This is a genomic window from Caballeronia sp. LZ035 (genome assembly GCF_031451175.1).
Lineage (GTDB): Bacteria > Pseudomonadota > Gammaproteobacteria > Burkholderiales > Burkholderiaceae > Caballeronia.
This window is the reverse complement of the sequence record NZ_JARUXS010000002.1, coordinates 427,401-451,925: the sequence shown is the minus strand read 5'-3', so window position 1 is coordinate 451,925 and position 24,525 is coordinate 427,401. Positions and strand designations below refer to the sequence as shown.

The 24,525-nt window shown below is 61.2% G+C and carries 22 protein-coding genes; 10 read left to right on the top strand and 12 right to left on the bottom strand.

Annotated features, from left to right (window positions below):
• Window positions 1–67: 67 nt before the first annotated feature.
• Complete coding sequence (locus tag QCE88_RS17645; protein WP_309904424.1) at window positions 68–838, bottom strand: class I SAM-dependent methyltransferase; 771 nt, start codon at window positions 836–838, stop codon at window positions 68–70.
• A gap of 250 nt (window positions 839–1,088) precedes the next feature.
• Between QCE88_RS17645 and QCE88_RS17640 the strand changes: the two genes are divergently transcribed.
• The 4 genes from QCE88_RS17640 (at window position 1,089) to QCE88_RS17625 (ending at window position 5,751) form a co-directional block, all read left to right on the top strand.
• The gene (locus tag QCE88_RS17640) at window positions 1,089–2,024 is read left to right on the top strand and encodes a glycosyltransferase family 2 protein (RefSeq protein WP_309904423.1); all 936 of its coding nucleotides are present in this window, start codon (window positions 1,089–1,091) and stop codon (window positions 2,022–2,024) included.
• On the top strand, window positions 2,021–3,589 hold the full coding sequence (locus tag QCE88_RS17635) for a hypothetical protein (RefSeq protein WP_309904420.1): 1,569 nt from the start codon (window positions 2,021–2,023) through the stop codon (window positions 3,587–3,589). Before QCE88_RS17640 ends, QCE88_RS17635 begins: the two co-directional genes overlap by 4 nt.
• 166 nt (window positions 3,590–3,755) lie before the next feature.
• Window positions 3,756–5,309: a methyl-accepting chemotaxis protein gene (locus tag QCE88_RS17630; protein ID WP_309904418.1), complete on the top strand. Its 1,554-nt coding sequence runs from the start codon at window positions 3,756–3,758 to the stop codon at window positions 5,307–5,309.
• A gap of 172 nt (window positions 5,310–5,481) precedes the next feature.
• Window positions 5,482–5,751 (top strand): DUF1488 family protein, encoded by a 270-nt coding sequence (locus tag QCE88_RS17625; protein ID WP_309904415.1) that lies wholly within the window; start codon window positions 5,482–5,484, stop codon window positions 5,749–5,751.
• Window positions 5,752–5,765: 14 nt separating this feature from the next.
• On the opposite strand, the gene QCE88_RS17620 is transcribed toward QCE88_RS17625, so the two are convergent.
• From QCE88_RS17620 to QCE88_RS17605, 4 genes are all read right to left on the bottom strand, one after another.
• Window positions 5,766–6,332 (bottom strand): FcoT family thioesterase, encoded by a 567-nt coding sequence (locus tag QCE88_RS17620; RefSeq protein WP_309904414.1) that lies wholly within the window; start codon window positions 6,330–6,332, stop codon window positions 5,766–5,768.
• A gap of 89 nt (window positions 6,333–6,421) precedes the next feature.
• Window positions 6,422–7,090, bottom strand: coding sequence for a MarC family protein (locus QCE88_RS17615; RefSeq protein ID WP_309904413.1), 669 nt, complete (start codon window positions 7,088–7,090; stop codon window positions 6,422–6,424).
• A gap of 16 nt (window positions 7,091–7,106) precedes the next feature.
• Complete coding sequence (locus QCE88_RS17610) at window positions 7,107–8,093, bottom strand: GTP-binding protein (protein ID WP_309904412.1); 987 nt, start codon at window positions 8,091–8,093, stop codon at window positions 7,107–7,109.
• Window positions 8,090–9,709 carry an amidohydrolase gene (locus tag QCE88_RS17605; RefSeq protein ID WP_409018159.1) on the bottom strand — a complete coding sequence of 540 codons (1,620 nt, stop codon included), beginning with the start codon at window positions 9,707–9,709 and terminating at the stop codon, window positions 8,090–8,092. The genes QCE88_RS17610 and QCE88_RS17605 overlap by 4 nt, the downstream gene beginning before the upstream one ends.
• A gap of 213 nt (window positions 9,710–9,922) precedes the next feature.
• Between QCE88_RS17605 and QCE88_RS17600 the strand changes: the two genes are divergently transcribed.
• Entirely contained in the window at window positions 9,923–10,687 is a 765-nt protein-coding gene (locus tag QCE88_RS17600) for a haloacid dehalogenase type II (protein ID WP_309904408.1), read from the top strand.
• 15 nt (window positions 10,688–10,702) lie between these two features.
• Here QCE88_RS17600 and QCE88_RS17595 read toward each other — a convergent pair whose 3' ends face one another.
• The gene (locus QCE88_RS17595; protein WP_309904406.1) at window positions 10,703–11,341 is read right to left on the bottom strand and encodes a cysteine hydrolase; all 639 of its coding nucleotides are present in this window, start codon (window positions 11,339–11,341) and stop codon (window positions 10,703–10,705) included.
• A gap of 295 nt (window positions 11,342–11,636) precedes the next feature.
• On the opposite strand from QCE88_RS17595, the gene QCE88_RS17590 reads away from it, so the two are divergent.
• From QCE88_RS17590 to QCE88_RS17575, 4 genes are read left to right on the top strand one after another with little or no spacing between them, the layout of a single operon-like run.
• Entirely contained in the window at window positions 11,637–13,442 is a 1,806-nt protein-coding gene (locus QCE88_RS17590; RefSeq protein WP_309904404.1) for a hypothetical protein, read from the top strand.
• Complete coding sequence (locus QCE88_RS17585) at window positions 13,442–15,388, top strand: sugar ABC transporter ATP-binding protein (protein ID WP_309904402.1); 1,947 nt, start codon at window positions 13,442–13,444, stop codon at window positions 15,386–15,388. Before QCE88_RS17590 ends, QCE88_RS17585 begins: the two co-directional genes overlap by 1 nt.
• A complete protein-coding gene (locus QCE88_RS17580; protein WP_309904400.1) occupies window positions 15,378–16,403 on the top strand; it encodes an ABC transporter permease in 1,026 nt (341 codons plus the stop codon). Before QCE88_RS17585 ends, QCE88_RS17580 begins: the two co-directional genes overlap by 11 nt.
• Before the next feature lie 59 nt (window positions 16,404–16,462).
• Window positions 16,463–17,431, top strand: a complete 969-nt coding sequence (locus QCE88_RS17575; protein ID WP_309904398.1) for a substrate-binding domain-containing protein — start codon at window positions 16,463–16,465, stop codon at window positions 17,429–17,431.
• A gap of 15 nt (window positions 17,432–17,446) precedes the next feature.
• On the opposite strand, the gene QCE88_RS17570 is transcribed toward QCE88_RS17575, so the two are convergent.
• Complete coding sequence (locus tag QCE88_RS17570) at window positions 17,447–18,370, bottom strand: LysR family transcriptional regulator (protein ID WP_309904396.1); 924 nt, start codon at window positions 18,368–18,370, stop codon at window positions 17,447–17,449.
• Between the two features lie 163 nt (window positions 18,371–18,533).
• Between QCE88_RS17570 and QCE88_RS17565 the strand changes: the two genes are divergently transcribed.
• Complete coding sequence (locus QCE88_RS17565) at window positions 18,534–19,709, top strand: L-rhamnonate dehydratase (protein WP_309904395.1); 1,176 nt, start codon at window positions 18,534–18,536, stop codon at window positions 19,707–19,709.
• 50 nt (window positions 19,710–19,759) lie between these two features.
• Here QCE88_RS17565 and QCE88_RS17560 read toward each other — a convergent pair whose 3' ends face one another.
• The 5 genes from QCE88_RS17560 to QCE88_RS17540 all read right to left on the bottom strand — a co-directional run bounded on the left by QCE88_RS17560 (window position 19,760) and on the right by QCE88_RS17540 (window position 24,331).
• Window positions 19,760–21,211 carry a catalase gene (locus tag QCE88_RS17560; RefSeq protein ID WP_309904393.1) on the bottom strand — a complete coding sequence of 484 codons (1,452 nt, stop codon included), beginning with the start codon at window positions 21,209–21,211 and terminating at the stop codon, window positions 19,760–19,762.
• Window positions 21,212–21,262: 51 nt separating this feature from the next.
• Window positions 21,263–22,423 carry an NAD-dependent formate dehydrogenase gene (locus tag QCE88_RS17555; RefSeq protein ID WP_309904391.1) on the bottom strand — a complete coding sequence of 387 codons (1,161 nt, stop codon included), beginning with the start codon at window positions 22,421–22,423 and terminating at the stop codon, window positions 21,263–21,265.
• A gap of 195 nt (window positions 22,424–22,618) precedes the next feature.
• Complete coding sequence (locus tag QCE88_RS17550) at window positions 22,619–23,209, bottom strand: GNAT family N-acetyltransferase (RefSeq protein ID WP_309904389.1); 591 nt, start codon at window positions 23,207–23,209, stop codon at window positions 22,619–22,621.
• 1 nt (window position 23,210) lies between these two features.
• On the bottom strand, window positions 23,211–23,756 hold the full coding sequence (locus QCE88_RS17545; RefSeq protein WP_309904387.1) for a GNAT family N-acetyltransferase: 546 nt from the start codon (window positions 23,754–23,756) through the stop codon (window positions 23,211–23,213).
• A gap of 35 nt (window positions 23,757–23,791) precedes the next feature.
• Window positions 23,792–24,331: an AAA family ATPase gene (locus QCE88_RS17540; RefSeq protein WP_309904385.1), complete on the bottom strand. Its 540-nt coding sequence runs from the start codon at window positions 24,329–24,331 to the stop codon at window positions 23,792–23,794.
• Window positions 24,332–24,525: the final 194 nt, after the last annotated feature.

Here is a 24,525-nt window from a genome sequence, read left to right as displayed (position 1 = left end):
GGACATTGCGACTGGAAGTTGCATTCGCAATCATTGATGAGCGGTCAGAATGGTGAGCATCGGCATCTCAGGCGCCGGTTGCATACACGGCATACTGCGCACCGAGCGGAACCTGAGTCAGATATTTTTCCAGCGGACGCAACGCCGCGAGTGCGTGCGGGAAAAAGATACGGTAGCGCACTTGAACACCGGTAAAACCAGCTTCACGGCATGCGCGTTGCATGTTGGACGCGGTAATCAGCCTGGCGTTGACATCGAATTCACAGGTATTGACCGCGCGCACGGTCAGCGGATTATAAGGGTTGTGTTCGAATATCACGAGCGTGCCGCGCGTACCCACCACGCGATGCAATTCGCGCAGCAGACTCACATGCTCGGCATGATCGATGTGGTGAAACACGCACATGGCATAGGCCAGGTCGAATTCGCCGGGCTCGAACGGGAGCGTGCGTCCGTCGAAATGAACGAATCTTGCATCACCCGCGAAACGGCTTCTTGCCAGTTCGAGAGAACGCTCCGATACGTCTGCACACGTCAGTTGCGCGGCAGGCATGTACTGGCGCACCCACGGCACCGACGTGCCCACGCCCGCGCCGAAGTCGAGCATGCGCGCGGGCACGGCGTTGCGACGTGCCATTTCTTCAGCGATATCGCGAATCTTGTACTCGGCAAAAAACGCCGGGCCTTCTCCGGATGCTGAAATATTTTTCGTATGTAGCGCGAGATATTCGTCTGCAAAGCTATCGAATTCGGCCTTGTCCATGCGTGTGCGCTCTCCCTTTGAATCATTCATCTGCTTGAATACCGGGTTGTCGCTACTGTAGCGCAATGCGGCCATGACGATTCATCAGATGTACTTGGCTTACAAAATCGTTCACAAGATAAGACACTGATCGAGTCATGAAATTCTTGTGTTTGATTTCGCACTGCGCTTAGTATGTACGTGACATTCATGTCCCGCATTCGTCTGCATCGCGCGTGCCGCTTCGACATCAAAGGCTGCATCGCCGCGTCCGTCCCTTGCAATCACGGGGAAATCCACTTGCCTTGCACGTCGCCCAACGCCTTGGGCATCAGGGGTTCCGCCTATGACGACGTTGAATCTCATCGTACCCTGCTACAACGAAGAGGAAGTCATCACGGAAACATGCTCGCGTCTGCTTGCGCTTCTGGAGCGGCTCATTACCGCGTCCGTGGTCAGTGACGAGAGCAGGATCACCTTTGTAGACGACGGTTCACGTGACCGGACCTGGTCGATCATCGAGACCATGCATGCCTCCAACACGCGGTGCCGAGGCATCAAGCTGTCGCGCAATCGCGGACATCAAAACGCACTGCTTGCGGGCCTGCTGGTGGCGGAAGGCGACGTGCTCGTCAGTCTCGATGCCGACCTCCAGGACGACATCGAAGCCATTCCGCGGATGCTGGAAGAGTATCGAAAGGGTGCGGAGATCGTCTTCGGCGTGCGGCACAAACGGGCAAGCGATACCTTCTTCAAGCGCTTCACCGCGCGGAACTACTACAAGATGCTGAAGGCGCTCGGCGTCGATATCCTGCCGGGTCACGCGGACTTCCGCCTGATGAGCCGCAAGACGCTAGATGCCCTCAAGGAGTTTCAGGAGGTCAATCTCTTCCTGCGCGGCATCATTCCGCTGCTGGGCTTCAGGACAGCGATCGTGGAATATGAGCGCGCCGCACGCTTCGCGGGCACGAGCAAATATCCGCTTGCAAAAATGCTCGCCTTTGCGTTCGACGGCATCACCTCGTTTTCCGCCGTGCCCTTGCAGTGGAGCACGCGGATTGGCGCACTCCTCGCGCTCGGCTCGCTGTGCTTCGGCGCCTGGGCTGCGTATGCGCGTCTCTTCACCAATCTGGCCGTGCCCGGCTGGGCGTCCACCGTGGTGCCGATGTATTTTCTCGGCGGCATTCAACTGCTGTTCCTGGGCGTCATCGGCGGGTATATCTCGAAGACCTATGCGGAGACGAAGCATCGTCCGCGCTTCATCATCGAACGAACCATATGAATATGCTTGGGTCGTCCGCGAGTGCGTCGGTGACGCGCAGCGGTTCATTCCTCGACTGGATGCCGCGAGCGTTGTTCATCGTGACGCTGGTCGGCGGCGCCGTGCTGTTCTGGATTGCGCCCCGTCCGCCGCTCGTGGATCTGCCGCAACACGCCGCTCAGGTGATGCTGCTGCGTGACCTGATCGATCATGCATCGGCGTGGCAAGGCCTCGTGCGCATCAACCTGTTCACGCCCTATCTGATCGGCTATGGACTGGCGCTGCCGCTCACCTACGTGATGTCGATCTCAGCGGCCCTCAAGCTTGTGCTGATGATCGCGTATGTCGGCTTCGTTGCATCGTGCGTCGGCTTTCGCAGGCACCTGAACGGCGATCCGCGGCTCGATGTGCTCTTCATTCCCGGCTTCTTCGGCTTCGCCTTTGCATGGGGCTTCTATACGTTTCTGGTGGCCGCGCCCGTGGGCATGCTGTTCATGTGGCTCGCGCATCGTTCCGCCACGCACCCTTCGTTCAGTCGCGGCGTCGGCGTGTTCGCCGCGGGCGTGGCGCTGTTCTTCTGTCACGGTCTCGTCTTCCTGTTCGCCTGCGGAATCGGTGCGGGCTTCGCGCTCGTCAAGCCGCGCCGGATCAGGGGCAAGCTGCTGGCGCTCGCGGCGTTCGTGCCGCTCGGCGTGCTGTGCATCGTCTACACGCTCTGGAGTCACGCCAACGATCCGGTTCTGGGCCACACGATCGACAATGCCGCGAAGATCGACTGGGGCTGGTCGGACACCGGCGGCAAACGTCCGCTGATGTTCCCGATGATGGTGTGGGGGCTCACGAAGTGGAGCGCTATCTATCTGCCGCTCTTCGTGCTGATGGGCATCGCGCCGTGGCTCTGGCGGGACCGTATCAATCCCGATCGCGCCGTGCTGGTGCCGATGATCGTCATGGTGTTCATCTGGCTCGCCGTGCCGAACCTCGCGCTCGGCACGGCGTATCTCTATCAGCGCTTCGCGCTCTTTCTGCTGCCCGCTTATGCGCTGATGTTCGTCGCACCGAAGCCTGTTGCCGGCGTGAAGCGCGGCATGCGCGGCTTCGGCATGCAACTCGTCATCATCGCCGGCTGCTGGATGTTCCTCGCGAATCAGGCGGTCCGGCTGCATCGTTTCGCGGTGGAGATCGCGCCGCTGGAACAACTGCTGTCCCGAACCGAGCCGAATCAGCGCGCGCTCAATCTGGTGATGGACGGGGCCAGCGATGCGTACTGGAGCCCCTTCGCGTATCAGCATCAGGCGCTGTGGTATCAGGCGGAGAAACACGGCTTCGTCGATCCGAACTTCGCTCAGTTCGTGCCGCAGATCGTGCGCTTCAGGCCGGCGGAATTTCCCGTTCATGCGTCACAGCTCGATCGTTTCCCTGGCTCGTTTAACTGGAAGCTGGACAACGGCCGCTTGTATCGCTATATCTTCGTGCGCTCGGCGCAGCCCTTGCCCGCCGACTACTTCGCCAATGGCGAGTGCGATGTGGCTTTGCTCGCGCGCGAGGGGAAGTGGGCGCTTTACGAGCGGCAGACGTGCCGATGAAGGCGCGGGTCGATGACTCATAGCGGAAGCATCAGAATTTCAAGCCCCCTCCTCTAAAGCATTCGCTTAAATCTGCCGTTATCCCCTACGCGTCGGTCTGCCGTTCCTGACCGACCGCCGCTTCATTCTCCCAATACTTCCAATAACAATCCCTCACCTCTCGACCATGCAGCGCACCCGCATCTCAATCAATGCTCGTCTTGTAGCAGCCATGTCTTTCCTGGCCCTTCTTCTGATCGTCGTTGGCGCGCTCGGCCTCACTGGAATGATCACAAGCAACAACGCGAATCGACGCACTTACTCGGAACAGCTGCCGAAGTCGATCGCGGTCGGTGAAATGACCATCATGGTCGGCCGGCAACGCACGTCGCTCGACCGCGCCGCTATCGACCCCGGTTCGGAAGACGCCCGAAACATGTATGAAAAGGAAAAGGAGGTACAGGTCGCGGCCGCAGCAGCGTGGAACAAATATCTTTCGCTACCGCGCGATGAAGAGGAAGACCGGCTCGCCTCCAGCGTCACGCGTCAGTACGAGGCCACCGAAGCGGAACTCGGACGCTTTCGGGAAGCCACGCAGCGTGCTGATCGCGACGAGATTCTCAAACTGATGTTCAGCGTCGGCAAGATCTATACGAGCATGCAGGAAGCCGCCAATGCGCTCAAGAAGTACCAGTTCGAACAATCCGCGAGTCAGTACGCAGAGACCGAACAGCGCTATCAGTGGCTCTTGTGGAGCAGCATCGCGGCGATCGTGGCCGGTGTCTGCGCCGCGGTCGGCGGATGGCATTTCCTGCGCAAGGCGATTCTCTCGCCCGTCAACGATGCCATCGCCCACTTCGAACTGATCGCACGCGGCAACCTGAGCAGCCAGATCACCGTGAAGTCCCATGACGAGATGGGGAACATGCTCCACGGGCTCTCGGAAATGCAGTCGAGCCTGCGCAAGACGGTCGGCACGCTGCGCGCAGGCAGCGCCGCGATTGCCACGGCCACGCGGGAGATCGCGGCAGGCAATGCGGACCTTTCCGCACGCACCGAATCGCAGGCTTCGTCGCTTCAGGAAACCGCGACCAGCGCCGAGCAGCTCTCGACCACGGTGCGCCAGAACGCCGACAGCGTCGATCGTGCAAGCGAACTGTCCGCGTCGGCCTCCGACATTGCCCGGCGAGGCCATGACGTCGTTTCGCGCGTGGTGACCACCATGGGCGAAATCAGCCGCAATTCGACGGCGGTGGCCGAGATCACGTCCATCATCGAAGGTATCGCGTTCCAGACCAATATCCTGGCGCTCAACGCCGCCGTGGAAGCCGCGCGGGCCGGCGATCAGGGCCGCGGTTTCGCGGTCGTGGCGGGCGAAGTTCGCACGCTGGCGCAGCGCTCGTCGGGCGCGGCGAAGGAAATTCGCGAGCTGATTGCCAACTCGACTGCCAGCATCGACGGCGGGGCGAAGCTGGTTTCGGAAGCCGGCGATACGATGAGTCAACTGATCGACGCCGTGTCGCGAACCCACGCGATCATGGCCGAGATTTCCGCCGCCACGCAGGAGCAGAGCCACGGGCTGAGCCAGGTCAGCATCGCCGTCACCGACATGGACAGCGCGACGCAACAGAATGCCGCGCTGGTGGAGCAGGCGTCGGCTGCCGCGAGTTCGCTTGAACATCAGGCCCGGATGCTGGCGGAAGCCGCGGCTGCATTCACGCTGGATGAGCGCGCGGCCTGAGTGCGTCACTGCATTCCCGATGCGTATCGGTGGATTAATTTTTTTCTGCGTGGCGCGGGCTTTTTGTTCTTGCTAACCTGCGCCATCGTCAATAGCTCATTGGAGCGCATGACACCGATCCTTCTGCGCACGGTTTGAGCACGTCGCAGTTGAATGTAACGTCGAGGATGCAATGCTTGCACTGGAAGGTGGCCCGCGGTTCTTTGCCGAGGGGCGCCTCATCACTTTCACGCTGCGGTCGCGAGGCAAGGCCATTACGTGCGCGGTCACGCGCGACGCATTGGAGCGACACTTCCTGCAGCGCAGGACATCGGACGAGCGAACCTTGCTGTCGGTGTTCGAGCGCGGACTCAAGCGCATCCTGGAAGCCGCCGACAAGAAGAGCCGCGTGCTGCGCGGCTCCCGCGTCCTGCTGACGGCGCATGACCTCGGCGAGGCATAGCGCCAGGTTCATCGTCACATCACCGGAATGGCGAAGGTCGCCTGGCCGAAGAAGGCAGGCGGCTTGTTCGGCGCGCTTTCCGTATCGGTGAATTCGAACTCCGATGCCATGAACACCATCCCGGCATGCTTGCGCATTTTCGTGAACGAGAAGCGCATCACGACGTTCCTTCCATCGAGCGTGCGTCTGAACTGCGTTTTCACGGACGTGATAAACGTGCGCGTCAGCACATTCTCCTTGAAGCTCTGAAGATCCGCCGTGCCGATCGCCTCGCGAAAAGCATGAGGTGCATCATCGGTAACGAAGTCGGCTATCGTGAGAAACGCGATCTGGTTCAGACAGAGTAGTGATTCCACCGCGTTGAAGTGACCCGTCTGCGATCCATAGAACGTTTCTGGAACGCACACTTCGGCAAACGCGACCAGTTCATGATCGGACGAGATATCCCGGTAAGCCCGTTCGATATACACGCATTCCGCCTTGTAAGGCTCGAGAATCGCGTCTTTCAGGTACGCCGGAATGCATCGAAAGTTATCGGTTTGAAAGAGCGCGGATCCCGTTTGTTTCAGTGGCGCGAGCATGATCTTTTCCTTGGTCGAATGACGTAGATTCACTGTACGCAGCGACAATTAGCCAGGAATGATCCTCTCGCCTGCTTGCGCGCAGGACGTCAATGCAGCTTCAGGCTTTCGATCAATCCGGACGCGCCAATCCACAATAGCTGCACGCCAATGCAGAACAGGACAAACGCGAAGAGCCGCATCGCGATCTGCGTGCCCACTTTTCCCAGCAGCTTTTCCAGTCGCCCGCAATAGCGCACGCACAGGAAAATGCTCACGCATAGCAGTACCAGGGCCACGCCGACCCCAGCCAGGTGGATCGGTTGCAGACCCGCGTGCGGCGATCCGGTGCCCAGTGCGATAGCCACCGCAATGGATCCGGGTCCGACGGTAATGGGCAAGGTCAGTGGATAGAACGCCTTGGTGCGCAGCGATGCCGTCCGGTCGGCGGCCGGCGCGACCTCCTCCGCCGTGCTGTCCTCGGTGGGCGCCTGCAACAGGCCCCAGCCTGCCATGGCAATGACGACGCCCCCCGCGACACGCAACACGTTCTCCGAGATACCGAAGAACGACAGCACGTACGCGCCCACCGACAGAGAAGCGAGCAGAATCACGAAGCCGTTGATGGCGATCCGGCGCGCAAGCTCCGCGAGATCCCGGTCGCTGGCGCCCCGCACCATGCTCAATACGATCAACGCAACCGCGGGCGGATTGATGATCGGAAAGAGCGTCGTGACGATCAGCAGCACCGACTTGGAAAATTCGTTCAACATCGACATGGTGGAAGGTCCGTTGTCAGCTTTGCAGCGAAGTCCAGCGAATCGATCCGTTCATGCCGAATGCGTCGAATTCGCCGATCCCGCAGTCCCTGACGATGAAGATGGCGGCCATATCGGAAGCCCCCTCGAGACGACGCGGCTGAGAGAAGGTCGTGCCCACGCTTTGCAACAGCACGCGATCTTCGCCAGAAGGACCGGGGACGATGGCCTTCATCCTCAGCAGGCGTTCCCCGAGCGCGCCCGAAACGTCCTCGATCCAGTCCAGGGTCTGTTGCCATTCCGTTGCGCGACGAAAGCGCGCACAAAAGACCCGCACGCGCGGATGCAGCAAGGCGCGCGGCGCGGTGCTGTGGAATCCCGGCGCGGTCCAGTCGAACGCACTGGCGCCCTGTACTTCGCGAAAGGCTTCCCGGGCTCGCATCGATGCGGTATCGGCATCGACGACACGCGCCAGCGGATTCAACCGTTGGGCATGGTCCCGTTCGAGTCGCCGTTGTTCCGTGCCGATCAAATCCGTCTTCGTCAGCACGATCGTATGCGCGGCGCCCAGCTGCGCTGACACGCTGTCGAAATCGTCGGTGCCGAGCGGCGGGCGGCTGCAATCATAGGTCGCGACGATATGGATGCGCAGCCCCATCGAAGCAAGCGGACTCAACGAACGCATCACTTGTCCGGGACGCGACAAGCCGCTGCACTCCAGCACGATACGTTCGAACGACGCGTGTCCATTTCTCGCACGCGTTTCGACGAGGTCTTCGATTGTCGTCACGAGGTCATCGGTCAATGAGCAGCACACGCAACCGTTGCTGAGCGTCGCCATGGGAATGCCGCGCGCCGACTCCGACAGCACCGCACCATCGATATTGATCGCCCCGACTTCGTTGACGATCACGGCAGTCATGGCCGCCGCATCGTCATCCGCGAGCAGCGCTTCGAGCAAGGTCGTCTTGCCGCTGCCGAGCATGCCGGCGAGCACCACGAATTGAGTTCCGCGTCCGTTCATTTCGCTTGCTCCGTCGCCGTGTGGAACGGCGTCGTGCCGTTGGGCCAGGTCGTCGCGACCATCTCGCGAACGTCGTGGAGCAGTTCATCGACATCGAAGACCACACCGGACTTGATGGTCAGTTCCAGCGCACGCTTCTGTTCCACCGTGCCGAGTTCGTCGTTGAGGCGCATCGCACCGGTTCCGTAAAGCAGTTTGAAATCCGCTAGAGGATTCTCGCGATGCACAAGCACGTCGCCGCGCCGTCCTACTTCGAGCACGCCCGCCTCCTCGCCGATGCCCAGCAGGTCCGCGGCATGCGAAGTCCCTGCACGCAATACCTCGGAAGGCAGGAAACCCGCTTCCTGAAGCAACTCCAGTTCGCGGATATAGCCGAATCCGTAGATCTGGTACATGAAACCCGAATCGCTTCCGGGACAAACACGCCCGCCGCGGTTCTTGTAGTCGTTCAGGAAGTGCATCAGGATGCGGTAGCTCTCACGCCACTCCACTTCGTTCTTCACGGACCAGCGGTAAAAGTACGCACCGTGTCCGCCGCGTTGGGGCTGGAAGTACTTCCAGGTCGTCTGGTCCGTGTAAGCGTCGTGCCAGTCCGCCCGGCGTGCGCGCATGACATCGCGATTGCCGTCATAGACGTTCAGGGTCGGCACGAACGTATGCCCCGCCTCGAGAAACGCGTTGAGCACATCGTTCCACTTCTGCGAGCCGGGTTGCGCCGCCTGAAGGAAGGTCTGGCCCGCCGTGGAAAAGCGCAGATACTCGTCGTTGTAGTTGTAGTCGTCGGCGATAGCCTGTAGCGAGCGTCCATCGAACAGGGCTTCAGGAATGCCGTAGGAATGCTCGGTGCTCGTCAGGCCCCAGCGCGCCGTTCTCAACGCATTCATGCTGCCAACCGATGACTGCGCATGATGGCAACAGGCTCGCAGGCCAAGCTTGCGGCATTCGTCGAGTGCCGCCTGCATGATCGCGGGCGGTGCACCGAAGAACTTCACGCCTTCCGCGCCCTTGTCGCGCGCTGCCCGCAACCATTCACGGCCCTGCTCGGGGCTATAGATCGTCTTCAGATAGTCGTTGACGGCCGGAAAATACACATAGGGATACAGATGCGGAGCGGCGATCCGGTTTGCTTCGGCTGCCGCCTTTTGCTCGCGTGTCCAGGCGAGCCCGTTCATGCACCCGGTCTCACGCACCGACGTGACGCCATGCGCAAGCCAGAGCTTGTAGATGTAGTCGGCGGGAAGCATCTCGCCGTTCTCGGCGTGAAAGGGCGTACCGATATGCGCATGACTGTCGATGAAGCCCGGCGTCACGTATTTGCCGGTGCAATCGATTTCCCTGTCCCCGGGCGCCGGACGTCCTTCCTGTTTCAGCGGCTTGTGAGGGACGCCGACCACGGCGATCTCACTGATCCTGCCGTCTTCGATCACGATATCCGCCGGACCGAACGGCGGTGCGCCGGTCCCGTCGATCACGGTCGCGCCGCGCAGCACGAGCCGGTGAAAGGGGCCGTCGCCCCGGTCTCGCTGCGTCGCGGGCTTCAATTGCTTGAGGCCCTTCTTCGCAAATCCCGCGACCATTTCTTCGCCTACTTCGATATTCGTGCTCGTCACGCTCATCATTCACCTCGGGGTTCAAAAGATCAGATCAACCACGATGACCCATGGCATACCAACCGCTTCTGATAACGCTCCCTATGCTGATTGGCACGAATGAGTTGAAAATTATTCGGATCCCGTGCTCTGAATCGTCTGCGTAAATCCAGCTTAAATAATGGCCGCTACGCTGTGAACACTGATTGAAACTAGCAGACGACCCGCAGAGAGGAAAGCATGAACACGAGCAGCGCATCATCCCAGGCGACCCATGCTTATTCAAAGCTCGATCCACGCAGCATCAAGGCCATCGCATTCGACATGCAGGGTACGCTGCTGGATTTCTACAGCACGATCGTCGAGGCTGGAACGAAGTCATCGGCGAAGCACGCCACGGCCGCCAGGTGGTCCGGCTTGCTGGAGCATTGGCGCCACGCGTATCGCGTGCAACTGGATCAGGTTATCGACGGAACGGCGAGCTGGCGCTCGACGGATCAGATCTACCGGGAAACCCTGGACACGGCTCTGCAAGCCTCATCGTGGGAAGATGCCTTGACGCCGCAGGAACGCACTGAACTGAGTGCGGCGTGGAGCAGGCTGAAGCCCTGGCCGGACACGCGGCCGGGCCTGATGCAATTGCGCGATCGATACACGCTTTCGACGTTGTCCAACGGTTCGATGTCGTCCCTGATCCACATTGTCAAGCAACACGACCTGCCGTTCGATTGTGTATTGACCGCCGAGCTGGTGCGCTCTTCCAAGCCCGATCCGAAGGTGTACGCGCTCGCGCAGAAATCGCTCGGTCTCGCCGCCGACGAGATCCTGATGGTGGCCTGCCACAAGTACGACCTCGAGGCGGCGAAGGCGTTTGGTTTTCGTGTGGCTTTCATTCCCCGGCCGCTGGAGTTCGGTCCTGCCAGCAACACGGATACACGCGATGAAGCCTGGTTCGACGCATTCGCTCCGAGCCTGACTGCATTAGCGGAGCTATTGGACCGCTGAAAGGGCCGAGACGCCCTACTGCCCGAACCCGATCATGCCCGACCGGCTGAGCGTGACGTTCCTGCTCACGCCGGCCGGCGCATTGGCGAGCACCCACGCTGCCGACAACTCGCCGAACGGGTCCTTGCTCGACATGCCATCGGTCGGCACGACGACCTTGAATCCACGCAGCGCGGCTTCGCTGGCGGTGTACAGCACCGCGCCGTGCGCCATGGTGCCGGTCACGATCACGGTCTGTATTCCCTTGGCCTTCAGCGCCGCTTCCAGATCCGTTCCGAAGAACTTGTCCACGCCCGACTGCACCACCGTTTCGCCGCCGATAGCCGCGATGACCGGCGGCACCCCCGCCATCGTGCCCGTGCTCGTCAGGCTATAGACGATCATCAGATTCGCGCGGCGTGCCTTCTTGAGCAGATCGTCGACATTGGGCAACGAGGCCTCACAGGTCGGACGCTCCTTGCTGTTGCAGGTGCTGGTATCGAAATCCAGCAGCAACAAGGCAGTGTGAGAAGGATCGGTCACGGTGAATGGCTTCAACGGCGGCGGCGCTGGCATCTGCGTCGATTGCCATGAAGCGATGATGTCGGCCTGTGCCGCACCGTTGAAGGAAGAGAAAAGCCAGAAGGCGCATAGCACACTCAGCACGGCACGCATGATGTCTCCAGGTCAGCAGGGTCGGTGGATTCTACGCCCTTGAGCATATCCACCCATTGACACCGGCACCGCCACGTGGGCGTCACGCGATCTATAACTCTGGGTGATCGCCCTATGCCATTTATTCAATGGTGCGTTATCGCCATTTTTTGCACACTGCGGTTCTACAGCGTGACCGGGCGTGGATCCAGAGGAGACGGATTGCTCCCGGCGCACCAGCAGCATCCCGCACTCGTGAACATAAAGCATCGGGCAAGCCGCGAAAGCCCGACATCAGAACGGACGACCAGGGGACATGGCCGTGATATCCGATCGCGAAACTCCTCCGCTCCAACGCGAATTACAGGCAGGCGCGCTGTCGATGCGCCTCGAAGCCAACGGCCTGCGCGATATTCGTTTCGAAGGCCACGAGATCGTCCGGGCCGTGTACTTCGCCATGCGCGACGAGAGCTGGCAGACGTTTGAACTTCATGCGCACTCGAATCAGGTCGCCGCGAGCGACGAGTGCTTTCATGTCGAGATAGAGGGCACTGCCGGCCCCAATGGCGGCGAACTGGCTGTGAAGCTTCAGATCGACGGCCGATCCAGCGGTCAGCTCATCTTCAAGGTCGATGTCACCGTGCAGGAGACCGTCGCGACGAACCGCACCGGCATCGTGGTCCTGCATCCGCTGTCGCTTGCCGGCAGTCCGGTCACCGTCACTGCTTCCGATGGCGGCACGCGCGCAGGCAGGTTCCCCGAGTTGATCGACCCCTATCAGCCGTTCATGTCGTTCAATGGCTTGCGGCATGACGTGATGGATGCGGTATCGGTGGATCTCGTGCTGGAGGGCGACGTGTTCGAGATGGAAGACCAGCGCAACTGGTCCGACGCGTCGTTCAAGACCTACAGTCGCCCCATCGGGCTTCCGTGGCCTTATACGCTGGCCAAGGGCGAAGTGCTGACGCAGTCGTTCAGGCTCGACGCTCGAAGCATCGGCAGGAACGCAGCGGCGGCGAATGCGTCCACACGTATTGCGGTAGGCGGCGTGAGTGGCGCGCACCTGCCGCTGCTCGGCCTGGGCATCGACCCGTCCGCGCCCGCCCATCAGACGCAGCTCGTCGAACCCGCCTATGTCGTTGCACAAGTCCGCGCCGACGATCCGGAGATCGAGCGCACGTTCTCCCGGCTGGCCGCATTGAACGATGCTGAAGGCATCCCGGTCGTGCTCGAACTCGTCCTTCCCTGCGACGATGAACCGCGCCTGGAGCTCGCGCGTGTCCGGGCATCGGCGGACGCTGCACGCTTCGTGCCCGAAGCCATCATGCTGACGCCCGCGGTGGATCTCAAAGGCGTCCTGCCCGGTTCCGAATGGCCGGCATGCCCACCGCTCGGCGAACTGTATGCAGCCGCGCAGGCGTTGTTCGAGACGGCCTTGATCGGCGGCGGTACGCTCGCGTTCTTCACAGAACTCAACCGCAAGCGGCCGGATACGGCGGCACTGGATTTCATCAGCTTCACGACGTGCCCCATCGTGCACGCGGCCGACGACATCTCCGTGATGCAGACCCTCGCCTGCCTGCCGCACATTGCGCGCACCACGCAAGCCTTGTTCGCCGACGTACCGTTCTGGGTCGGGCCATCGAGCATCGGCGCGCGCATGAATCCGTATGGTGCGGGCACTGCGCCGAATCCCGCGCGTGCCAGAATCGCCCTGACCCACGACGACGTTCGCCAGTTCGAACCCTTCGCAGCCGCGTGGGCGCTCGGCTATATCGCCGCGTTCGCGACGCATGGCGCGGCTCGCATCGCGCTCTCGGAACTGACGGGTCCGCGCGGCGTGACAATCGCGGACGCCGATGGCATCCGGCTCTCGCCGCTCGGACACTTGCTCGCCGGGCTTACGGCGTTCGCGCGTTGCCCCCTGCTCGATATCGACTTTGGCGGCCTTGCCGGACGCGTGTCGGCGCTCGCGCTTTCGAACAATGGCGAGCGTCACGTGTGGATCGCCAATCTCGGCGCCGAGCCTCTGTCATGCACCATCGGGAGCGAGTCACACCGCGACACGCGAGTCGACATCGACGGATACGGCATCACTCATCTCGTGCTGGAGGCGGCGTGATGCCATCGACCGAAGCCGATCGCGCCACGCTCGCCGAACTCACGGACATCACGAAGCAATTCGGCGTCGTCAAGGCGCTCAGCGGCTGCAGCCTCACACTGCGGCGCGGCGAAGTGCATGCGCTGATCGGCGTCAACGGCGCGGGCAAGTCCACGCTGTCGCGCGTGGTGGCGGGGCATATCGCCAAGTCTTCCGGGCGCTATCTTTTCAACGGCCGCGAAGCGGCCTTTACATCGCCGCGTCAGGCACTCGCGGCCGGCATCTCGATCGTGATGCAGGAGACCAGTATCGCGCCGGACATGACGGTGCTGGAGAACATTGCGCTGGCTGAGTTTGGCGCACGCGGCCGGGCCGACTGGCGCGCAATGGAACGCAAGGCCGCCGCCGCGCTCGACTTCATCGAGCAACCGCGCGCGCTGCTCGGCGCACGCGCAGGCAACCACTCGATTGCGCAGCGGCAGATCATCGAAATTTGCAAGGCGCTGTACAACGACTCCGAGCTGATCATCTTCGACGAGCCGACTGCCTCGTTCTCCCCGCTCGAAGTCGAGCAGTTGTTCGCGGTCATGCGCCTGCTGCGCGCACGGGACAAGTCGCTGGTCTTCGTGTCGCACCGGCTGGAGGAGATTCTCGAGATCACGGACCTGATCACCGTGATGCGCGATGGCGGCACCGTTGCCGCCGGCATTCCCACTCATTCGATCACCTCGCGCGATCTCGTGCAGTTGATGGTGGGGCGCGACATCCAGAACGTCTACGACCGCGCGCTGGCCACGGCCACGTCGGACCGCAGCCTCCAGCCCATACTGACCGTGCGCCATCTCGCGGCCGCGCCGCGCGTGCACGATCTGTCGTTCACGCTGCATCGCGGGGAGATACTGGGTCTCGCGGGCCTCGTGGGCGCAGGACGCTCCGAAGCGCTCGAAGCCATCTTCGGCCTGAGCAAGATGCAGGGCGGCGAAGTGTTGCTGAACGGCCAGCCGCTGACGGTGCATTCGCCGGTCGATGCCATCCGCGCAGGGCTGGGCATGATCGGCGAAGATCGCCGCCGACAGGGCATCGTGCCCGATCTCACCGTGGAAGAGAACTTGCTGCTCGCCCATCTCGGACGCAGCAAGACCGTGCACACCGACTACGGCAAGCAACGCGCTCGCGTCGATGCATTGTTGAAGGAACTGGACATGCCCGCGCACACGCGCGACGTTCCGATACTCGCGTTGAGCGGCGGCCAGCAACAGAAGGTGCTTCTTGCACGTTGGCTGATGCTGAATCCTTCGGTGCTGCTGCTCGACGAACCTACGCGCGGCGTCGATATCGGCGCGCGCAGCACGCTGTACCGGATCATTCGCAAGGTAGCGGCGAGCGGCGTGGGCGTGATCGTCGTGTCGTCGGACTTCGAGGAAGCGCTCGGCCTGTGCGACCGGATCGTCGTGATGAGCGACGGCGTCTCGGTCGCCGAAGTGCCGGCCAACGTGCTCGACCCGACTATCCTCACCATGCTCTCGATGCCGCGTTCTTCGGCGCGCCGGATGAAGCGCGTGCTGGAAGACGTATCGAAAGCGGTCGATGCCAGCGCGTTCTGGGTCCAGGTGGAAGGCGGCCGTGCGTTCTGCCTGGATCTTGCCGAGCCGCGCCCGCTGGCACTCGGCATTGCGCCTGACCGCTTTCCATTGGTCGAGGAAACCGCCGTACGCGCGCTGCTCGCGCCCGATGTGGCGGACGGCGTCGTGGTCCGCGACGCGGCCTTCACCTCGGTCAAGCATCGGCTCACGAATGCATCGGGCCACGCGTTCGGCGAGATCGGCATCAGCATGCCCTCGCCCGGCGATGCAAGACTCGACCACTGTGCAACGGCGATCACCGAAGCGCTGCGCAAGCACGATATCGCTCACATCCGGCTGAAGACGGATTCCGCAGGCCGCGAGGAGGCAACGCATGAACAGTAAGACGATCATCAAGCCCGATGACAAGGGAGACGTCATGGTGACTCAGGCAGCACACACGTGGCGCAGCACGCTCGGCAAGTTTCAGCTCGAAGTGCGCATGATGCTGCTGTTCGTGCTGCTGTGCGTGGTGCTCGGCATCGTCTCGCCGCACTTCCTCTCGCTTGGCAATGTACTCAACCTGATGGATCAGGCGGTCGTGACCGGCATCGCAGCGATCGGACAGACCTTCGTGGTGCTGGTGGGCGGTATCGACCTGTCGGTCGGTTCGATTACCGGCGTGGGCGGCATCTTTCTCGGCCTCGCCATTACGTCGCTCGGCCTGCCGGTGATTCCCGCGATTTTGCTCGCCATCGCCGGCGGCGGACTGCTTGGATTGATCAACGGCCTGCTCGTCACGCGCGGCCGCATCGCGCCGTTCATCGTCACGCTGGGCATGATGTCGATTGGCCGCTCCGTCGCGTTCGTGCTCACCAACGGCAACTCCATCTCGACGCTGCCCGACGCGCTCGCGACACCATCTGCCGCGATGGTGTTCGGCCTGCCGGTGAACTTCATCCTGCTTATCGTGCTGTTCGCCGTCGCCTGGTATTACCTCACCTTCACCAAAGGCGGCCGCACCATCTACGCCATCGGCAGCAATCGCGAGGCGGCGCGTGCCGCGGGATTGCGCGTCGACTTCTACAACGTGCTCGTGTATGTGCTGGCCGGCGTGTTCGCGTCGGTCGCGGCGGTCATGCTCGCCTCGCGTCTCATGTCCATCGACCCGGTGGGAGGCACCGGCCTGGAACTGGATTCGATCGCGGCCGTCGTGATCGGCGGCGCCAGTCTGTTCGGCGGTCGCGGCTCGATGATCGGCACCTTCTTCGGCGTGCTCATTCTCGTGCTGATCCACAACGGCCTGAACCTGCTCAATGTCGGCCCCTACTGGCAAGGCAGCGCAGTGGGGGCGGTGATCATCGTCGCGGTGCTGGGCGAAAGGCTTTTGAGCAGCCGCTTCGGCAAGCAGACACGCTGAACGCGCTTTCCGCTGTACCCCTTTTCCATCGACAACAATGCGAAAGCAGGAGACACACGATGCCCCTCTCATTCATCAAGCGAGTCCTGTGCGTGGCCGCGTTCGGCCTCTCGGCCCTGTCCGCTCATGCACAGGATGCCAGCGTCAAGGGCAAGACCTTTGCGTACATCACGCCCGGACTCGACCTGCCGTTCTGGCGGCATATCGCGAAAGGCGTGGAGACCGGCATCACCAAAGAGGGCGGCACGGTCCTCACGCTCGACTCGCGTAACGATGCGTCCGCCCAGTTGAAGAACGCACAGGACGCGATCTCGAAGGGCGTGGCCGGCATCGTGCTTTCGCCGACGGATTCCTCGACGGCACCCAGCGTTCTCGCGCTCGCCGCGCGGGCTCACGTGCCGGTCGTGATCGCCGATATCGGCACCAACGGCGGCACGTATGCCAGCTTCATCAGCTCCGACAACGAGAAAGGCGCCTATGAAACCGGGCAGAAAGTCGCGGCCGTGCTGAAGGCCAAGGGCTGGACCTCGGGCGGCTACGGCATGATCACCGTGTCGCTGGCAAGAAAGAACGGCCAGTTGCGCTCCGCCGGTTTCCGCCGCGCGATGAAGGAAGCAGGCGTGTCCGAGCTGGGTCTCAACCAGTTGCAACGCTATACCAGCGAGGAATCGTTCAAGTACACGCAGGACATGATCACGGCGCACCCCGGCATGCACTGCCTGTTCGTGCAAGTGGACGTCGCGGCTCTTGGCAGCGCGAAGGCGATTCAATCCGCACGCAAAGGCGATGACATCGTGCTGGGCGCGTTCGATGGCGTCGAGGACTTCATCGCCATGCTCAACGACGGGCGCCTTGCCGCATTCGGCATGCAGCAGCCCAATCTGATGGGCGAGAAAGCCGCCGCTGCGCTCGTTCAAGCCGTCAATGGCAAGACCCCGGAGAAGAGCATCGTGGTCCCGGTGATCGTCATCACGAAGGACAACCTGCAGGAGAACATGGCCGTGGTCAAGCAGACGGTCTCGCTCTGAAGGCGTCGCGAGACGTCATGCGACGGCGCGGATCGCGTCGATGGCAAGCTGCGTGGCCGGCCTGACCCGGCGGTTCTTCCGCAGGATCAGGCCGTATGGCGCGAGCCGGCCACGCAACGGCGTGGAGAGCGGCGCGAGCAGTCCGAGCGCTTCGTAATACAGCGCGACCGAACTGGGCAGCACCGCGAGCATGTCGGCGTCGCGCAGCAGCGAGAGCGTGGTGAGGATCGACGAGGTTTCCACCATGCTGACCGGCATGCCGACGCGCGACTCGCGGAACGTCTGGTCGATGATCTGCCGCATGGGACTCGGATGCGGCTGGACGATCCAGGGATAGGTCGCCAGCGAAGCGAGCTTCGGCCGTGCGGACTTGCGTGCCGGATGACCGGGACGCACCACGAGCGCGAGCGCTTCTTCGGACAGGGTTTCGAAGCTCAGGTCCAGCGCGGGCACGCCGTCCGGAATGCGACCGATCATCACGTCGAGCTGATCTTGTTGCAATGCCTGAATGAGGACGTCGCTGGTATCGATCTGAATGGTGATCTGCAAGCGCGGATGCGCTTCCTTTAATGACACGATGGCACGCGTAAGCAGTTCCGGCGCGGGCGCCATGACCGCGCCGATCCGCACCTTGCCGACATCGCCTGCTTCGATGGCCGCGAGTTCCTCGCGCAGTTCGTCGAGGTCCTCGAAGACGACCCGCGCATAACGCATGACCGCTTCGCCATACACCGTGGCATTCATGCCGCGCGCATGCCGCACGAAGAGCTGCGCGCCCACCGCGTCTTCCAGTTCCCGCAGCGCCTTGGTCGCGGCGGGCTGGGTCATCGCGAGTTCGTCCGCGGCACGGCGCAGCGAACCGGTGGATGAAAGAGCGAGCATGAGTTGCAGGTGCCGCAGGCGAAGCCGCTTACGGATAGCAGAGGAAAGCGCGATCATCGATCAATAACCTCAACGAATAGCCCGATACGATTTATTCAGTGGTCGGTTATCGCGTAGTTTCGCACAATAGTTCGGCGAATCACATCTTCACAGAACGCTTCGCGCAGTCGCACCCTGGTGCGATTCTTTCAAGCAAAGGCATCTTCAAGGGGACAGCTTCATGAAAATCAAACACGTTCGCGCACGCGTCTTCGAATGGAAAGGCAAGGTCGTTCCGCCGCAAGCCCATTTCTGTACCAATGCGGTGGACACGCTGTACGAACGCGGCGACGCGATGGGCTCATTCCGCTTTCACGGCTGGCTGGTCGTCGAGATCGAATGCGATGACGGCACCATCGGCATCGGCAACTGCGCGCTGGCGCCGCGCATTGCCAAGCAGATCGTCGACGAATATCTCGCCCCTATCGCGATAGGCGAAGATCCGTTCGACAACGAATATATCTGGCAGAAGATGTACCGGCGCACGCTTGCATGGGGCCGCAAGGGCATCGGCATGGCCGCGATTTCCGCCATGGACATCGCCATCTGGGACATCATGGGAAAGGCCGTGGGCAAGCCGGTGTTCAAATTGCTTGGCGGACGCACCAAGGAGAAGATCTGGTGTTATGCCTCGAAGCTGTACAACAACGACGACCGCGATGCCTTTCTCGGCGAGGCACAGAGTTATCTCGACCAGGGCTTCACCGCCATGAAGATGCGCTTCGGCTATGGACCGAAGGACGGGCCGAAGGGAATGGCGAAGAACATCGAACAGCTGCGGCTGCTGCGCGAACTCGCGGGCGATGACATCGACATCATGGTCGAGTGCTACATGGGCTGGACGCTGGAATATGCGCGCCGCATGCTGCCGCGTCTCGCGCCCTTCAATCCGCGCTGGATCGAGGAGCCTGTGATTGGCGACGATATCGAAGGCTATCGGGAACTGAAGAAGATGAACATCGTGCCGGTGTCCGGAGGCGAACACGAATTCACCAGCTATGGATTCAAGGACTTGCTCGAACGCCACGCGGTGGATGTGATCCAGTACGACACCAATCGGGTAGGCGGGATCACGGCTGCTCAAAAAATCAATGCGATGGCGGAAGCGTGGTCCGTTCCGGTGATTCCCCACGCGGGACAGATGCATAACTACCACCTGACCCTGTCCAGCACGGCGAGCCCCATGTCCGAGTTCTTCCCGGTCCATGATGTCGAGGTCGGCAACGAACTGTTCTACTACATCTTCGACGGTGAGCCGCAACCGGAGCAAGGTTTCCTGCAACTGTCCGATACGACGCCCGGTCTGGGGCTCACGCTGTCCGACCGGTATCTGGACGACTTTTCGATCATTGGCTGAGCGGGTGTGACGCCGCCGGAATGCTGAGTCCGACGGCGTGGGTCCTGCGGCTAACGGCTGGCCTGAACCCGCTCGGCTATGCGTCGCCCGGTGGTTTCATCGATCCTCTTCCAGAACTCGAACGCCTTCTCCAGAACCGGACTTCTGACGCCTGCAAGCAAGGCTTCCGACACGGTCTGCACGAGCCGCTCACGTTGTGCGTCATCGAAGACCTTGAGGAGAAGATGGCGGGCCTGGGTGAGATCATCGTCTTCGGCATGCAGGGAATAAGCGCTGCGCACCATTTCTCCGTCAGCCTCCCATCCGTCAGGCACCGGACCTGTCGTATCGGACCAGGCGCGCCCGCCGTTGTTGGGCGCGTACGTCAGCGCATTGCCACTGTTCTCGAAAGCCATCTGCCCGTCGAAGAGATAGCTTTGCACCGGCACCTTCGGGCGATTCACCGGCAACTGGTAATAGTTCGTTCCAATGCGGTTGCGCTGTGCGTCGTTGTAGGCAAACGAGCGGCCCAGCAGCATCTTGTCGGGAGAGAGCCCGATGCCGGGCACCGTGGCGCCCGGAGAAAACGCGGCCTGCTCGATGTCGGCGAAATAATTGGCGGGGTTTCGATTCAAGGTCATGGTTCCGACCTCGATCAACGGATAGTCAGCGTGCGACCAGACCTTCGTCAGGTCGAAGGGGTTGAACCGGTAGCGTCTGGCATCGGCATAGGGCATCACCTGAACGTGCAGCGTCCAGACGGGAAAGTCGCCGCGTGCGATGGCGTCGAACAGGTCGCGGCGATGGTGGTCCGAATCAGTCCCGGCCATTCTGGCGCCCTCCTCACCCGTGAAGCAGGCCACGCCCTGATTGGACAGGAAGTGATACTTCACCCAAAACTTCTCTCCGGATGAGTTGATCCACATGTAAGTATGCGAGCTGTATCCGTTCAATTCCCGCAAGCTGCGCGGGATGCCGCGATCGCCCATGAGATAGACCACCTGATGCGCGCTTTCCGGATTGCTAGTCCAGAAGTCCCATTGCATGTGATTGTCACGCAGCCCGGAGTCCGGCAAGCGCTTCTGGCTACGGATGAAGTGCGGAAACTTGAAGGGGTCGCGCACGAAGAAGACCGGCGTGTTATTCCCGACGATGTCGTAGTTTCCCTCGCTCGTATAGAACTTGAGCGCGAAGCCGCGCACGTCGCGCCAGGTGTCCGGGCTGCCCGCCTCGCCTGCTACCGTTGAAATGCGAGCGAGCATTTCGGTGCGTACGCCCGGTTGAAAGAGCGCAGCGGATGTATAGGCGCTCACGTCTTTCGTCGTGTGAAACTCGCCGAATGCGCCCGCGCCCTTCGCGTGCGGCTGACGCTCCGGAACCTTTTCACGATTGAAGTGCGCCGTCTGCTCGATGTAGTGAACGTCATGCAGCATGATCGGACCGTTCGGGCCGAGGGTGAGCGTGTTCACATCGCTCGCGGAGCGGGTTCCTGCACTTGTTGTCGTACCAACGCGGTCGTTCATCTGAAGGCTCCTTCAGGGTAGGTCAGGCTCGGCTTGCGAGGGCGTGTCGGGCTAGCTCAGCGCATAGGAGCGCGCACCCGTGCCGGCGAGGTTGCCTCCATCGACAATGAGATACTCCGGCCGGATCGGCTTCCCTTCCAGGAAGCACTGGAGGATTTCCAGTGTTCCGGCCGCATAGCGCGCCTGCCCTGCGAGCGAACTGCCGGACATATGAGGCGTCATGCCGTTGTAGGGCATCGAGCGCCAGGGATGATCCACCGGCGCGGGCTGCGGATACCAGACATCTCCCGCATAACCGGCGAGGTGCCCCGACTGAAGCGCGTTGACAATCGCGTCACGGTCACACAACGCGCCCCGTGCGGTATTGATGAGATACATCCCGCGCCTGGCCTGCTTCAACATGTTCTCGTTGAAGAAGCCTTCGGTAGACGGATACAGCGGCATTTGCAGATTGACGATGTCGCACACACGGACCAGGTCTTCGGGCGCATCGTGATAGGTCAATCCGAGCTCCTGTTCGACTTCCGGCGAGAGACGGTGGCGCTGATAGTAGTGAAGCTTGACGTCGAAGGGCTTCAGGCGACGCAATACCGCCAGTCCGATCCGCCCCGCGCCCAGTGTGCCGAAATGCATGCCCTCCAGGTCGTAACTGCGGCTCACGCAGTCCGCAATGTTCCAGCCGCCGTTGACCGCAAGCTGGTGGGCAGGAAGGTAGTTGCGCACCAGCGCCAGCACCATCATCACGACATGCTCGGCCACACTGATGCTGTTCGAGAACGTCTCTTCGGCCACGGTGATGTTATGCGCTGCGGCGGCCTTCAGATCGACATGATCCGAGCCGATGCCCGCCGTCAGCGCCAGTTTCAGCTTCTTTGCGCGGGCAATGCGTTCGGCCGTCAAATAGGCCGGCCAGAACGGTTGCGAGATCACGATATCGGCGTCGACCAGATGTTTGTCGAAAGTGGAGTCCGCGCCATCCTTGTCGCTCGTTACCACCAGCTGATGGCCGTTCTGTTCGAGGTATCCGCGCAGACCCAGTTCACCAGACACGCATCCGACCAGTTCACCCGGTTTGAAGCCGAGCGGCCCGACGGGCGTGGGCGCAAGTTGTCCGTTGGGATAGTGGGTGATGAGGGGAATCTGATCGCGAACGTACTTGGGTGGATATCCGGTCACGGGGTCCGGATATAGAACGCATAAGATCTTGGCCATGCTTGCTCCGATGAAATGAACGACTGTCTTTTCTTGTCGTCCGGAGTCTTGATTTCACTCCTTTTCTTCGGCTTGTTCTTTTCCGTTCGAACGAATGTGTTGGACTGAATTGGAGCGATTTCGCTTAGGGCGTACCGATGCAATGCGCAACCCTTGTTGGGGCGCCGCGCCTGGTGCTTCGCGTGACTTGGCCGGTCAGACCGATTCGGCGTCGCGATACTGTCTTATCCACGTGTCGCGTGGGAGCCGGTACAGGACATGCGGGGCCAACGGATGCTGGCTGGGCACGGCCGGATGATGGAAGTTCTCATCCTTGCAATGCTGCATACCCAATCGATGCATCACCCGTTGCGAGCGAACGTTGATGGCCGCAGTAAAAGCTACGATCTCTTCAATACCCAGTGCGTCAAAGCCGAAAGCCAATTCGGCCCTCGCAGCCTCGGTCGCATAACCGTATCCCCAGTGTTCGCGGGCGAGACGCCAGCCTACTTCAATGCATGGTGAGAAGGCGGCGTCCCACTGTGGAATCGCAAGGCCCGTGAAACCAACGAAGGTTGACGTAGCCGATAGCTCGACAACATGGAAGCCAAACCCATGCTTCTCATGATGCGCGCAGATTCGGTCAAACAACGCATCGCTCTCGGCATGACTCAAGGGCGCGGGATAATGCTCCATCACGCGCGTATCCGCATTCATCTTCCTGAATGCCGGTTTGTCCGACTGTGTCCATGAACGTAGTCGCAAACGCTTGGTCTCGATCAGTAGCTTCTTGTTCTCGTGCATCATGTCAATCTCGTCGGTCAGAGACCGGCCCAGCCGAGCGCCTGATCTGAACCTCAGGATCATGGCGTTGAATCGAATACAAGACGGATCGATACTTCGGCGTCGCGCAAGTATCCGTCACGACACCACCCAGTGATTCAGCGATGCGACGGCTCGCATGGTTTTGCTCAGCGACCGGATAGCTGAAACTTGAATGATCGTAATTCGCACTTACCCATACATAAAGGCAAGTCATCGCTTCCCGCCCGAATCCGTTTCCGTGGCAATCTTCACGAATCCATATGCCGAGTTCCGGTACCAATGTCTGCAAATCGTGCAGGCCAACTATTCCCAGAAAGCGACTGCCTTTTTTCTCTCGAACCGCAAAGACCAGATCCGTCTCGTTGGTGCGAGCGTGTATCCACCTTTGCCAGACCTTAGCGAATTCATCCTGGTTTTCCGGTGGCTCCCATGCCATGTAACGCGTCAATGAGGGCGTGATGCACTGATACGCTTCGTCGGCATTGGCAGGAGAAAAGGGTGTGAGAAGTAAGCGCGGGGATTCAATCACGTTGATCCTTATACCCATGTCGCGCTTCGAAACGGCTATATGAGGAGTGCATCTAGCAGGAAGTCCGCGCGCTCTGCCACGCCGACCTTCGGAAGCACGCAAACCTCATAGCCGAGCGCTGGGTATGCGTCGAGAAGTCGAGAGTATTCCTGTGTCGCATCGTTCAGACTGTGCCTTCGCTCCGCGTCCTGAACATAAATCTCAGGCCACGGTGGCGTCAGGAACACGCGTTGATGATAGCGATGCATTTGCCCAAGATCTGCCAGCGGCGGCTCGCTGGTCAGGTACTCCAGACCTACGACGGCGTCGATCAAACCTCGATCGAAAAAGACCCAGCGATCCGGTTTGCCGCCTGATTCGATCGAGGCGCGGTCTTCAAGCGCCATCGCAACGGCGCGACGCAAAAAGGCAACGGGATCAGTCCAGGGTAGCGCTGTGCCGTTGGCGCATATCTCCGCGCTCACGATCCGTCTGCCAGGCTCTTCGACAACGGAATAGCCGCGCCGCTTCAGTTCGGCCAGCAAAGTGGACTTACCACCACCCGAACAACCGGAAACGACGACAAGTCTGTTCATACCTGGACATTCACAAAACACGCTGCATTTTCTTTGACCAAGCCAAGGTCGAGAACGCGCAGCGTTGTTGTTCGGTCATGCCGAACGCGGGAGCCGAGCTTGAACAGGAGGCGTGCAGGCCAGTACCCATCCTGTCCAGGCCACATCCAATGCCCGATCCGTCCGTTACTGCATTCAGGATCGGGTAATGCGAA